This is a genomic window from Paracoccus wurundjeri, from assembly GCF_030678915.1.
Classification (GTDB): domain Bacteria; phylum Pseudomonadota; class Alphaproteobacteria; order Rhodobacterales; family Rhodobacteraceae; genus Paracoccus; species Paracoccus onubensis_A.
The window spans coordinates 1-11,887 of the sequence record NZ_JAUUTZ010000002.1; the positions used below are offsets into that span (position 1 = coordinate 1).

12 protein-coding genes are annotated in these 11,887 nt (G+C 61.1%); 4 read left to right on the forward strand and 8 right to left on the reverse strand.

Annotated elements, in window-relative coordinates:
• Positions 1-135: 135 nt before the first annotated feature.
• The 5 genes from soxB to soxX form a co-directional block, all read right to left on the reverse strand.
• Entirely contained in the window at positions 136-1,824 is a 1,689-nt protein-coding gene (gene soxB, locus Q0601_RS02400) for a thiosulfohydrolase SoxB (RefSeq protein WP_305286756.1), read from the reverse strand.
• Between the two features lie 76 nt (positions 1,825-1,900).
• Positions 1,901-2,773 (reverse strand): sulfur oxidation c-type cytochrome SoxA, encoded by an 873-nt coding sequence (gene soxA, locus Q0601_RS02405; protein ID WP_305286758.1) that lies wholly within the window; start codon positions 2,771-2,773, stop codon positions 1,901-1,903.
• Positions 2,774-2,840: 67 nt separating this feature from the next.
• Positions 2,841-3,170 (reverse strand): thiosulfate oxidation carrier complex protein SoxZ, encoded by a 330-nt coding sequence (gene soxZ / locus Q0601_RS02410; protein WP_305286760.1) that lies wholly within the window; start codon positions 3,168-3,170, stop codon positions 2,841-2,843.
• Between the two features lie 20 nt (positions 3,171-3,190).
• On the reverse strand, positions 3,191-3,631 hold the full coding sequence (soxY, locus tag Q0601_RS02415; protein ID WP_305286761.1) for a thiosulfate oxidation carrier protein SoxY: 441 nt from the start codon (positions 3,629-3,631) through the stop codon (positions 3,191-3,193).
• Positions 3,632-3,637: 6 nt separating this feature from the next.
• Complete coding sequence (soxX, locus tag Q0601_RS02420; protein WP_305287402.1) at positions 3,638-4,108, reverse strand: sulfur oxidation c-type cytochrome SoxX; 471 nt, start codon at positions 4,106-4,108, stop codon at positions 3,638-3,640.
• Between the two features lie 235 nt (positions 4,109-4,343).
• On the opposite strand from soxX, the gene Q0601_RS02425 reads away from it, so the two are divergent.
• The 3 genes from Q0601_RS02425 (at position 4,344) to Q0601_RS02435 (ending at position 7,089) form a co-directional block, all read left to right on the forward strand.
• Complete coding sequence (locus Q0601_RS02425; protein WP_305286763.1) at positions 4,344-4,772, forward strand: thioredoxin domain-containing protein; 429 nt, start codon at positions 4,344-4,346, stop codon at positions 4,770-4,772.
• A 132-nt stretch (positions 4,773-4,904) separates the two neighbouring features.
• The gene (serS, locus tag Q0601_RS02430; RefSeq protein WP_305286765.1) at positions 4,905-6,200 is read left to right on the forward strand and encodes a serine--tRNA ligase; all 1,296 of its coding nucleotides are present in this window, start codon (positions 4,905-4,907) and stop codon (positions 6,198-6,200) included.
• Between the two features lie 187 nt (positions 6,201-6,387).
• Positions 6,388-7,089, forward strand: a complete 702-nt coding sequence (locus Q0601_RS02435; RefSeq protein ID WP_305286767.1) for a hypothetical protein — start codon at positions 6,388-6,390, stop codon at positions 7,087-7,089.
• Positions 7,090-7,235: 146 nt separating this feature from the next.
• Here Q0601_RS02435 and der read toward each other — a convergent pair whose 3' ends face one another.
• The 3 genes from der to Q0601_RS02450 are packed head-to-tail and all read right to left on the reverse strand — an operon-like array spanning position 7,236 to position 10,758.
• Entirely contained in the window at positions 7,236-8,720 is a 1,485-nt protein-coding gene (gene der, locus Q0601_RS02440; RefSeq protein WP_305286769.1) for a ribosome biogenesis GTPase Der, read from the reverse strand.
• Positions 8,717-10,042: a PQQ-like beta-propeller repeat protein gene (locus tag Q0601_RS02445; RefSeq protein ID WP_305286771.1), complete on the reverse strand. Its 1,326-nt coding sequence runs from the start codon at positions 10,040-10,042 to the stop codon at positions 8,717-8,719. The genes der and Q0601_RS02445 overlap by 4 nt, the downstream gene beginning before the upstream one ends.
• A gap of 53 nt (positions 10,043-10,095) precedes the next feature.
• Entirely contained in the window at positions 10,096-10,758 is a 663-nt protein-coding gene (locus Q0601_RS02450; RefSeq protein ID WP_305286773.1) for a tetratricopeptide repeat protein, read from the reverse strand.
• Between the two features lie 130 nt (positions 10,759-10,888).
• On the opposite strand from Q0601_RS02450, the gene Q0601_RS02455 reads away from it, so the two are divergent.
• On the forward strand, positions 10,889-11,875 hold the full coding sequence (locus Q0601_RS02455; protein WP_305286775.1) for a calcium-binding protein: 987 nt from the start codon (positions 10,889-10,891) through the stop codon (positions 11,873-11,875).
• Positions 11,876-11,887 lie beyond the last annotated feature (12 nt).

The following is an 11,887-nucleotide window of genomic DNA, read 5'->3' on the forward strand; positions in this document are numbered from 1 at the left end:
CCCCCCCCCCCCCCCCCCCCCCCCCCCCCCCCCCCCCCCCCCCCCCCCCCCCCCCCCCCCCCCCCCCCCCCCCCCCCCCCCCCCCCCCATCGCGGGACGCAAATAACCGGCATTTCCGATTCAGCGCGACACGTTCTAGCCTTCCATGATGGTGATTGCGCTGTTCGGTGCCGGGCTGACGGTGACCTGTGCGCGGATGTAATTCTCGACCACATCCCAGATTTGCGGACCCTCGGTGCCCTCATTCACCGAGGCCCAGCCGGCGACCGTATAATTCCGTGCCGGGTCTATGGGGCTGTTATCCTTCAGCAGGATCATATCCGAGATGCGATTGCCGATTTCGGCCCGGGGATCGATGCTGTAACCCAGACCGCCCGTGCGGACCATGTCGCCGCCCTGCTGGTAATAAGGATCGGCGTTGAAGATATTATCGGCCACGTCCTCCATGACGGCTTTCAGCGTCTCGCCCGTCATTTCACTGCGATAGGCCTGCCCATAGGTCATTGAAGTGACGGAATGGATGTCTTCGCGGGTGATATCGCCCGGCAGAACCGAGGCGCCCCAGCGGACCCCCGGCGAAAGGGCGATTTCGGCGTCGCGTTCGGACAGCAGCGCGTCGCAGATCAGATCGTCCCATGTGCCGTTGAAATTGCCGCGGCGATAAAGAAGCCCGTCGGTCCTGCCGATCACCTCTTCCAGTTCGGTCTTGTAGGGCGCGCGGATTTCCGCGATCAGGTCTGCCATCTCGGCATCGGGCTCGATGACATCGGAAAATACCGGGATCAGCTTGTGGCGGAAGCCTTGCATCCTGCCATCGCGGATATCCAGATCGACGCGGCTGACGAACTTGCCGTGACTGCCGCTGGCGATGATGATCGTCTCGCCGACCTGCACAGGCTCGGGGATGGCGTCATGGGTGTGGCCTGACAGGATCACGTCGATTCCCTTGACCCGGCTTGCCATCTTGTGATCGACATCGAAACCGTTATGCGACAGGCAGACGACCAGATCGACGCCCTCGGCGCGCAGATCATACACCACCTGCCGCATCCGTTCCTCGCGGATGCCGAAACTGTATTCGGGGAACATCCAGTTCGGGTTGGCGATCGGAGTATAGGGGAAAGCCTGCCCGACGACGCCGATCCGCAGACCTCCCTTCTCGAATATCCGGGATGGCTCGAATGCGGGTTCGTCCCATTCCGCATCGAAGATATTGGCGCCGAGCAAGGGCTGATCCATCATCCCGATCAGTTCCTGCACGCGGTCGGTGCCGAACGTGAATTCCCAATGCGCGGTCATCGCCTCTGACCCCAGCAGGTTCATCACCCGCACCATGTCCTCGCCACGGGTTTTCAGGCTGGTAAAGCTGCCATGCCAGGTATCGCCGCCATCCAGCAGAAGCGTGTTGGGCCGTTCCGCGCGGATCGATTTGACCACCGTGGCGATACGGTCAAAACCGCCCATCCGGCCATAGGTTTTCGCGAGATCGGCGAAATCGGGCCAGGTCAGTGCATAGGCTTCGGGGCTGCCCGGCGCGATGCCGAACATCTTCTGGAACGCCTCGCCCACCACATGCGGAGCCCGACCCCGCGCCTGGCCCATGCCGATATTCGTATCGGGTTCGCGGAACCAGACCGGGCGCAGATGGGCGTGGCAATCGGTCAGGTGAATCAGCGTCAGATTGCCGAAATCCTCGAATTGCAGCAACTGGTCCTGCGTCAATGCCTGCTGCGCGAAGGCCCGGGTCAGATTGCCACAGCCCAACCCTGTCAGCACGGCCGAACCGGCAAGACCGTATTGCAACATCTCGCGACGCGAAAACATCGGCATTCTCCTGCATATTCATATGATTGGACCTTGTGGGCCCAAAAACGGCACGGCACGCCCGCGCGGGTGGCGTTCAATGCCGGACGCTGACTCCCTCGACGGGGAGGCCGTTGCCGCGAGAGGCCACGTAAAGTTCAAGCGCCCGGAATTCGTCGCTGCCCATGTCGAATGTCTCGCCGCGGGTGTCGCGGATGCAGCCGCGAAAGCGGTTATGCTGCGATACCAGAGCGGCCTGTTTCAGGCGATAGACGGGGAAACCGTTGGTCATGCCCTGTGACAGATGATCGGCCCGGATCCAATCGCCATAATGACCTTCGTGGCAATTCGCGCAAGCCAGTTCAAGCTGGCCGTAACGGGTGTAATACATCTCGCGGCCCTGTTCCCAATAGGGTTCCGCGAGGCCGTCGATGGCCACATCCATCGGCATTCCGCGCGACTGGACAGAGATCGCGGCGGTCAGGTTCTTCATCCGGTCGCTGTCCCATTCCAAAGCCTCGGCCTGCATTCGGCTGGTGCGGCAATCGTTGATGTAATCTTCCATAGACCACAGGTCGCCAGCCTCGTTGACTTTTGGCATCGCGGCCCGCACGCCTTTCATGCTTTCGATATCCTCGTGGCAGGAGGCGCAGCTTTTGCCGGCCTTACCCTCGACCGTGTTCCAGTCGTCGATCCCCTGATCGACGAAGATCATGCCGGGATTCTCGAAATCATCCATCTGCATCGCCTGTGTCGCGGCATCGCGGAACAGCCAGCCAGAATAGATCTGGTCGAACACGCCTTCCAGATGCGCGGGCGCGGGCGCGACGGTCGGCAGTTCCAGCTCGCCACCATTGATCACGATCGGATCCGTCGTTTCAGGCTCCGTTTCCGCATGGGAGGGCACGGACAGGAAAAGCGCGGCGACCGCAGCCGTCATGGCACAGGTTTTCATGCGGATCGAGCTCATCTGGGTTTTCCTTTGCTGGTGGCGTCCGGCCGTTCGGAGGGGCCGCGCTGCCTGTCGATTCATGCGGTCAGGAGATCTCGATGGACTGCCTGTCCTCGTAGACCGAGCCGTCATCGTCTTTCCATGTGAACAGGAATTCTCCAGATTCCGGCACCGCAACCTCGAATTCGAAATAGGGGTTCGTGCTGATCGCGGGTTCCATTTTCACGTCCAGCACCGGCGTGCCGTTGAAGCTGACACTGAAATGATTGATGATCGAGCGCGGGATGACATTGCCGTCCTGATCCTTGCGCTGGCCCGATTCCATCTGATGTGAAATCAGCGTCTTGATGGTGATCACCTCTCCGGCCTTGGCCGTTTTCGGCACACGGACGCGGGGTTTGACGTTATCTGCCATTTGCTTGTTCTCCTGTCCGGTCAGCCGCCGCAGCCGCCGATGGTGACTTTGACATTCCGTGCCGTCCGCACGAATTTGCCATCCGCCAGCTTGGCGATGGCGGTGATGTCCTGGGTTTTGGCCAGCCGGATCCGGGTCGAGGCCATATGCTTGCCGACCAATTCGCCAAAGGTGAAGGTCGCGACCGGCGGAACGGGATTTCCCGGTGCCAACACAAGGATTTCCGATGCCCCTTCGGCCTCGACCGAGATCGGTACGGTATTGCCGTTCTCGGCAATCTCGGGCGCGTCAAGGGTGATCCCATCGCCTTCGGTCACTTCAGCCCCGCCGGTGAATTCGGCGATCAGGTCATCCACGGCCTTCGCCGCCTCTGCCTCTTGCGCCCGGGCGGCCCATGGCAATATTCCGGCCACGGCGCTGGCGGCACCTGCTGCCAGAACGTCTCGTCTGTCCAATATCATTTCCTGTTACTCCTTCAGTGTCGCCAGATAGGCCACGACATCCTCGACCTGCTGAGCCGTCAGCAGGGGCGGCAGTGGCTCGGTCCCGGCCTTGCCGGTGAATTCGTCTCCGGGCCGGATATAGCCCGTGCTTTTGTAGAAACCCGGCATCATCGATTCGGGAAAGGTCCTCTTGGCATCGGCCACGATCCCGCGCAATTGCGCCTCTTCCCAGCGATCCCCCACCCCGTCAAGCGCCGGTCCGATCGTGCCCTGAAACTCGGTATCGGTGCGGCCGCTGATCTGATGACAGGCGACGCAATTGCCGCTTTCCTTGTCACCATAAATCCGGGCGCCTTCCCGGGGATCCCCGGGCATGTCGCCAAGCGGGGCCGCGATAGCGCCGGTTTCATCGAAAGCGACGTCCTGTGGCGCTGTCTCGGCGATCAGTGGCAGGGCGAAAACCACCGCCAGCAGCGCCGCCAATGCCGCCGTCATGGCGTGACGCGGCAGCCAGTCTTCTATCCGGTATCTCACATTCACCCTCATGGGTCAGAGGCAATCCTCGTGCTGGGCGGTAAAAATCCGCATTCTCTATATGCCCGTATCGAAGCGGATGAAATCCACTTCTCTGACGGGCGGGACCGACGGAATTATTGTTCCGGTATGCAAAGATGAGTAGATATGCATATATCCAAGGTCAAGGAATACCGCAGAAAAACGGGAAAGCTTCGTGACATCCCTTATCAGATATGCCGTGATCGCGTTACTCGGCTTTGCGGGCCTGTCCGCCCTGCCGGTTTTCGCAGAGGAAAGGGCGCAGGTGGCTGCCGATGCCGTGGACTGGCGGGCACAACCTGTCCGGCTGATGATGATCGAGCAGGCGGGCTGCATCTATTGCGCCGCATGGGACCGCGAGATCGGCCCCGGTTTTCCCAAATCCAGCGAAGGGCAGGCCGCTCCGCTGCTGCGCGTGAATATCGATGGCCCGTGGCCCGATGGTATCGTGCTTGACCGTCGCCCGACCATCACGCCGACCTTCATCCTGCTGCGCGGCGGGATCGAGCTTGCCCGGCTGGAGGGTTATCCCGGCGATGAATATTTCTATCCCCTGATCGACGAGATGCTGTCCGACGCAGATATCGGAAAGGCCGGGGGGTGATCCTGTCCGGCATCTTTCGGTGAATGCCCCTTTGCGGGCAGCGCCGGATATCTGTCGTGAAGAAGCGGCTTTTGTCCGTCACTGGCTTGGGGTAGGGAAAGCGCGGTAAAACAACATCAGACGGTGACAGACATGCATGACATTCGCGCCATCCGGGACAACCCTGAAGGTTTCGATGCCGCCCTTGCGCGGCGGGGGCTGGAGGGCATGTCGTCGTCGATCCTGTCGCTGGATGCCGAGCGCCGGGCGAAAATCGTCGAGGCCGAGACGGCGAAGGCCGATCAGAACAAGGCCAGCAAAGAGGTCGGCGCGGCGAAGGCGCGCGGCGATGAGGCCGAATTCGAACGGCTGCGCGCCCTGGTCGCCGAGAAAAAGGCGGATATTGCGCGCCTGAACGAAGAAGCGGGCGAGATGGATGCCCGCCTGCGCGAGCTATTGATGGGTATTCCGAACCTGCCGCTTGACGAAGTGCCAGACGGCAAGGACGAAGAGGATAACGTCGAATTGCACCGCTGGGGCAATCCGCGCAATTTCGGCTTTACCCCAGTCGAGCATTTCGAGATCGCGGCTGTCCGGCCCGGCATGGATTTCGAGACGGCGGCAAAGCTTTCGGGCAGCCGTTTCGTATTGCTGAAAGGCGGCGTGGCGCGGCTGCATCGGGCTTTGGCGCAGTTCATGATCGACCTGCATGTGACCCGGCACGATCTGGAAGAGACATGGACCCCGGTTCTGGTGCTGGAAGATATGATGACCGGCACCGGGCAATTGCCAAAATTCGGCGAGGATAGTTATCAGACCCGCGAGGGCTGGTGGCTGATCCCGACCGCCGAGGTGACGCTGACCAATACCGTGCATGGCGATCTTGTCGACCATGCCAGCCTGCCGCGCCGCATGGTCGCGCATAGCCAGTGCTTCCGTTCGGAAGCCGGAAGCGCCGGGCGCGACACCTCGGGCATGCTGCGCCAGCATCAGTTCGAGAAGGTCGAGATGGTCTCGGTCACCGATGCGGAAACCGGTCTGGCCGAACATGCCCGCATGACCCGCTGCGCCGAGGCCGTGCTTGAGGCGCTTGAACTGCCTTACCGCACGATCGCGCTGTGTACCGGCGATATGGGTTTCAGTGCCCGCATCACCCATGACCTTGAGGTGTGGCTGCCCGGTCAGGACAAATACCGCGAGATCAGCAGCGTCAGCTATTGCGGCGATTTCCAGGCCCGGCGCATGAATGCCCGCTATCGTCCCGAAACCGGGGACAAGAAGACGGAATTCGTCCATACACTGAACGGCTCGGGCCTTGCGGTCGGGCGCACCCTGATCGCGGTTCTGGAAAACGGTCAGCAAGAGGACGGTTCCGTCGAGCTGCCCGCTGCGCTGCATCCTTATCTGATGGGGGCGACCCGGTTGAGTGCCGAGGGGAAGCTGGTTTGAACGAGGTGGCAGTCGGGCTATGGAGCGTAAAGGCTACTCCATGCCGGAACGCCTTGCACCTGTGCGGGATAAGATACGGCGATTGTAAATAAGGTGCTGCGAAATGTGGTTTAAAGCCCTTTGCGGGCATTCGATGGCTAGCTAAGGTATAGTGGTTTTACATGCCAAAAACTGGTGCCGGATGATTATGGAATGGATTGAAGAACTCCTTAACCCGAGTACGATAGTTGCCTTAAGGTCACTGGAAATACAGCAGGGTGGTCTTTATCTAGCCCGCGCAAGCTTCTTTCTGTCTATCGCGGTGTCTGTTATTTCATCACTTGGCATCATCGCCGCACTTTGGACGGCGTATTTAACAAGAAAATCAGTCAGATCTGCCAATGAAGCCCTTAAGCTTTCTCATTCTATTGGGCGCGCATGGCTCGCGCATAGTAGCTACAGAAGCGGGGAACTGACTGAATCGATTATTGATGGCTCACTTGTCCTCGACGGCATAATAATCAGAATCGCATATAAAAATTGCGGCCAAACACCTGCGCTTCAGGTTCACGCACAATCCAAATATGATATCGTACCGCGGTCGCAACTCAGTTTCAAAGAATATTTTAGCGAAGATCGCACATGTGGTCAGATGATGCTCGCACCCGGAGAAGAGCGCCACTTTGATATACATCTTAACGAACAAGAGACAAAACAGCTTCGAGAGAAAGCATATGATATTTTGATAGAAGTCGTTCTCGATTACAAAACAGTTGCTGAAGGCTTGGGCATCAGGCGAACGAGACTTAGTTACAGGGGCGCCTACAACGAAGGAACTATTGCGACGGACGGGCAACAAAGCGGAATTTTAACTGCCGTGAGTGGTCCACTTGGAGACTTCAGCGACTAACGATAGGTGCGCGACCCTACCGAACGCGGTGAATGGCAGCTCCGTCCGCAACATCCCCTTTCGCGCATTCTCCTTCGCCTCTGGCCACCAATGACCAACAACCGAAGCAAGGCAGCCGTCCCGAAGGCGCAGGGCGATATAGCCCCTCACCCTCCCTTGGGCTTCTGCCGGTTCTTGTGCTTCGCCAGCGCCCCTGACTGGCTGATCTTGTTCGCCTTGGCGCGGTAAGGGTTATCCTTGCCCTGATCGCGGAAGAACAGTCGGATCGGGGTGCCGGGCAGGTCGAAATCCGTGCGCAACCCATTCACCAGATACCGCTGATAGGCGTCCGGGATCTTGTCGGTATGGGTCGCCTTGACGATGAAGGCGGGTGGGCGCGTCTTGACTTGCGTCATGTAACGCAGCCGGATCCGGCGGCCACCGGGGGCCGGGGGCGGATGGCTTTCGGTCATCACCTCCAGCCAGCGATTCAGCCGCGCCGTGGAAATCCTGCGGTTCCAGACCTCATGCGCCTTCAGCACAGCCGCATGCAGCCGGTCCAGCCCCTTGCCCGTTCGCGCCGAAACCGTTACCAGCGGCGCGCCCTTCAGTTGTGGCAGCAAGCGCTCGAAATTCGCGCGTAGTTCGTTCAGCTTATGCGGCTTGTCGTCCTCGAGATCCCATTTATTCGCGGCCACGACCACGGCGCGGCCCTCGGTCTCGGCGAAATCGGCGATGCGCAGATCCTGTTGCTCGAAGGGAATGGCGACGTCCAGAAGCACGACGACGACCTCGGCAAAGCGCACGGCACGCAGCCCGTCGGCCACGGACAGCTTTTCGACCTTGTCCGTGACCTTGGCGCGTTTGCGCATTCCGGCCGTGTCGAAGATCCGCATGGGCGTGCCCATGAATTCACTCGTCACGCTGATGGAATCGCGGGTGATTCCGGCCTCGGGGCCGGTCAGAAGCCTGTCTTCGCCGATGATCTTGTTGATCAGCGTCGATTTTCCGGCATTGGGCCGCCCGATCACGGCCAGTTGCAGGGGGCGCTTCGCCGAGGGCCGCCAATCTTCGGCGCCCCCGCCTGTCTCGGCCTCCTCTTCGGTCAGATCGACTTCGGTGGCGGCCTCGATCGGCGCGGGACGTTCGGCATCGACGAAATCCGCCAGCGGCGCAAGCACGCGATAAAGATCGTCCATCCCCTCGCCATGTTCGGCCGAGATGCGCAGCGGCTCACCCAGCCCAAGCGCATAGGCTTCAAGCGCGCCCGCCTCTCCGGCGTGACCTTCGGCCTTGTTGGCGGCAAGGATCACATGGCGGGCGCGGCGGCGCAGGATCTCGGCGAAATATTCATCCGCCGCCGTCACGCCGGCGCGGGCATCGACGACGAACAGGCAGATATCGGCCTCGTCCACGGCGCGTTCGGTCAGGCGGCGCATCCGGCCCTGAAGGCTGTCGTCATCGGCCATCTCCAGCCCGGCGGAATCGATCACCACGAAACGCAGATCGCCCAGCCTGCCCGCGCCTTCGCGCAGGTCGCGGGTCACGCCCGGCTGATCGTCGACCAACGCAAGCCGCTTGCCGACCAGCCGGTTGAACAGCGTCGATTTGCCGACATTGGGACGGCCTACGATGGCGAGGGTAAAGCTCATCTGTAAGCGTGCAACTGTCCGGAGCGAGAGACAACGAACAATGTCTGCCCCGCGACGACCGGAGCGGTTGCGGCGCCGCCGGGAATCTCGGTCTGTCCGACAAGTTGCCCCGAGGCCGGATCGAAGGCGCGCAGCACCCCGTCGGTCGAGGCGACGAACAGCCGCCCACCGGCCAAAATCGGGCCGTAGCTTGCATAGATGCGGTCTTGTTTCTTGACCCTCTCGTCGGTGTAATAGGGTAGCGGCACCCGCCAGATCAGGCCGCCGGTCGCCGCGTCCAGCCGGATCAGTTCGGCCTGGTCATTGACCGCGAAGACCGAGCCGCCGGCAACCACGACCGGACCGTTCGCCCCATCGCGCGAGGTCCAGTTGCGCATGCCGGTTGCCATATCGACCGCGTCGATCCGGCCCGAAGAGGTGCCGCCATAGACCGCTCCGCCCGATATCACCGGATCGCCGGTCAGATCGCGGATCGTGGCGATTGCCCGTCCGGGGCGGGTTCCGGCGACCTGCGCGGACCACAGCGTTTCCCCGGATTCGGTGTCCACGCCCAGAAGCTGCCCCGAGGTGAAGGGGAACACGACCGTGCCGCCCTGAACGGCGGGCGCGGATACGCCCATGACCCCGGCATTGGACGGCGTACCGGATGTCTGCCACAGCACCTTGCCGTCCGAGGCGCGCACCGCCCAGCCGATATTGTTGCGCGCCGCGACATAGACCGTGCCGTTCTGCACCGCGGGACCGCCTCCGATGGCGGCGTCCACCCGTTGCCGCCACAGGATACCGCCCGATGCGGCATCAATCGCCACAAGTTCGCCAAAGCCGGTTGTCGCGAAAACACGCCCGCCCTCATATGCCAGCCCCCCGCCCGAGGCACTGTTGGGATTATCGCCCTGCGGGGTTACGTTGGTCGACCATGCGGTGCCGCCCGAAAGCGCGGTCGCGGTCACGGTCGAGCGGCTGTCCAGTGTGAAGACACGTCCACCCGCCACGATCGGATCGGCAGTGATCCTATGGCGGCGATCGTCGCCCTGCCCGATATTCGCCGAGAAGATGCGGCTGGTCCCGGCGGCAAGCGAGACATGTCCCGGCTCATGCGCGGCATTGCCTCCGCGATGGGTCCATTCGCCGTTCACCCGAGGCGCGGCCAGCGAAAGCGCGGTCGAGCTTACAGCGGCATTGCCTTCGACCGCAGGGCCGTCGGGCGATGTCACCGCCAGCGGATCAAGTCGCTCGCCGGCAAGGATGATTTCCTTTTCTCCACAGGCGGTCAAAGTCGCCATGGCGGCAAGCGCGATGGTCAGTTTCAGCGTGGCGGTCATGCTTGTCCCTCCCTTGTCTTTCATCATTTGCCGTCCGGTCATCATACAGGCTCTCATTCACCCGGAACGGAGGACTCGGGTTCGCCGGTCAACACGATCATCATCTCGGAAAGGCGCTGGCGCAAGGCTTCACTCAGCCCCTCTTTCTGCTGAATCTGCCGAATCAGGGTAATCGCATCCTCTTCCCGATCGGCTTCCAGCAACGCGATCGCCTTTTGTTCCAGCGCAAGCAATTCGAAAGGCGCGCCGGCCCGGGACAGATGGGTCAGGATCTGGTCCTTTTCGGCGGCATCCATCGACGATCCGGTCAGCATCACCAGTTTCAGTTGCGCAAGTTCCTTCAGCACGCCATCCGATTCGCTGTCCCCGGCCAACGTCCGCAAGGCTTCAACCGCGGCATCCGTTCCGCCGGATTCGGCCCATTCGCCTGCCGCAAGCAGCGTGCCAAGCGCTTTGCGTCCGTCAGAACCATCCGGATCGACCTTGGTCAGTGCGGCCGGATCGCCGGATGCCTGCGCGGCAAGGATCGCGTCGCCCCATGCCCGGGCCTCCTGGCGTTCGCGCGACAATGACCATTCCCGCCATATCGCGCCGCCCACGATGCCCAGAATGACCAGGATCGCAATCCAGCCATAGCGGCGGAACAATCCGAACAGCTTGTCGCGGCGCAGTTCGTCTGTCACCTCGTTAAAGAAGCTGTCGTTCTGATTAGCCATGAGGCACCTTGCTTTTGTCTTTTCCTTGCAGTTCGTCTTATACTGCGTGAAAGGCAATTGCCAATGCCGACCGAAACAGCAATCCTGTCCGGGTGTTTGTCGGGAAGTTCAGGGTTACGGAGCAAGGTTCATGTATGATCAATATTCGATGCATCTCATGTCATGGTGGGCCCTGTTCGGCCTTACGGTGACGCTTGGCCTCAGCCTGAGCGATGATGACGATAATCACAGTTCTTCGCCCGGCCCTGATCCCGATCCCGTTCCTGAACCGTTTCAGGGCCGAGAGGATTTCGATCCCAACGCATATGACGAAATCTGGGTCGGCGACAGCGGTGATAATGCCCTGACGGCTGACAGGGATGTCTCTCATGCCATGGCGGGGCTTGGGGGGAACGATACGCTGACCGGGTCGTATGAGCGTGACTATATCCTTGGCGGCGCCGGCGATGATGAGATCATGTCGCGTCTGGACAGCGATATCGTCTATGCCGGGGACGGCAATGATTTCGTGAATTCCGGCTGGCAGAATGATTTCGTTTCGGGCGGTCGCGGCGATGACACGATCAACGGGCTTTATGGCAATGACGTTCTTCTGGGCGATGAGGGGAACGACCAGATCATCGGTTTCGACGGGCAGGATACGATCGACGGCGGCGCGGGCAACGATACGCTGAGCGGTTTCAAAACCGGTCAGGCAGCCATCAGCAACGCGGCCGATCCCGATGCGGATGGTGCGGATATTCTGATCGGCGGGGATGGCGATGACGAATTGTGGCTTGCCGCCGACGATACCGGCCAAGGCGGCGCCGGGGCGGACACATTCATAACCGATCATCGCTTTGGGATTGATGAAGGCAGCGCCATTATTTCGGATTACAATGCCGATGAGGATCAGATCTACCTGCTGGTCGATCCCACACCCGAGGGTGAGGAACCGCCGGAGATCACTCAGAATGTCAGTGAAAACGGTGAGGATCGGCTTATTCTGGTCAACGGTGTCGAAGTGGCGCAGGTGACCGGGGCAGGCGCGGGGGACGATCTGGATATCCAGACCGTGACCGAGTTCCCGTCCGAGGATGAACCGCAACCGGAAGAACAGCCGGTTCCCTTGGCCTGACGCAAACCGGGT

Coding starts and splice junctions, on each gene's coding strand:
- soxB (WP_305286756.1), bottom strand. CDS start 1,824: ATGTTTTCGCGTCGCGAGATGTTGCAATACGGTCTTGCCGGTTCGGCC.
- soxA (WP_305286758.1), bottom strand. CDS start 2,773: ATGAGCTCGATCCGCATGAAAACCTGTGCCATGACGGCTGCGGTCGCC.
- soxZ (WP_305286760.1), bottom strand. CDS start 3,170: ATGGCAGATAACGTCAAACCCCGCGTCCGTGTGCCGAAAACGGCCAAG.
- soxY (WP_305286761.1), bottom strand. CDS start 3,631: ATGATATTGGACAGACGAGACGTTCTGGCAGCAGGTGCCGCCAGCGCC.
- soxX (WP_305287402.1), bottom strand. CDS start 4,108: ATGACGGCGGCATTGGCGGCGCTGCTGGCGGTGGTTTTCGCCCTGCCA.
- serS (WP_305286765.1), top strand. CDS start 4,905: ATGCATGACATTCGCGCCATCCGGGACAACCCTGAAGGTTTCGATGCC.
- Q0601_RS02435 (WP_305286767.1), top strand. CDS start 6,388: ATGGAATGGATTGAAGAACTCCTTAACCCGAGTACGATAGTTGCCTTA.
- der (WP_305286769.1), bottom strand. CDS start 8,720: ATGAGCTTTACCCTCGCCATCGTAGGCCGTCCCAATGTCGGCAAATCG.
- Q0601_RS02445 (WP_305286771.1), bottom strand. CDS start 10,042: ATGACCGCCACGCTGAAACTGACCATCGCGCTTGCCGCCATGGCGACT.
- Q0601_RS02450 (WP_305286773.1), bottom strand. CDS start 10,758: ATGGCTAATCAGAACGACAGCTTCTTTAACGAGGTGACAGACGAACTG.
- Q0601_RS02455 (WP_305286775.1), top strand. CDS start 10,889: ATGTATGATCAATATTCGATGCATCTCATGTCATGGTGGGCCCTGTTC.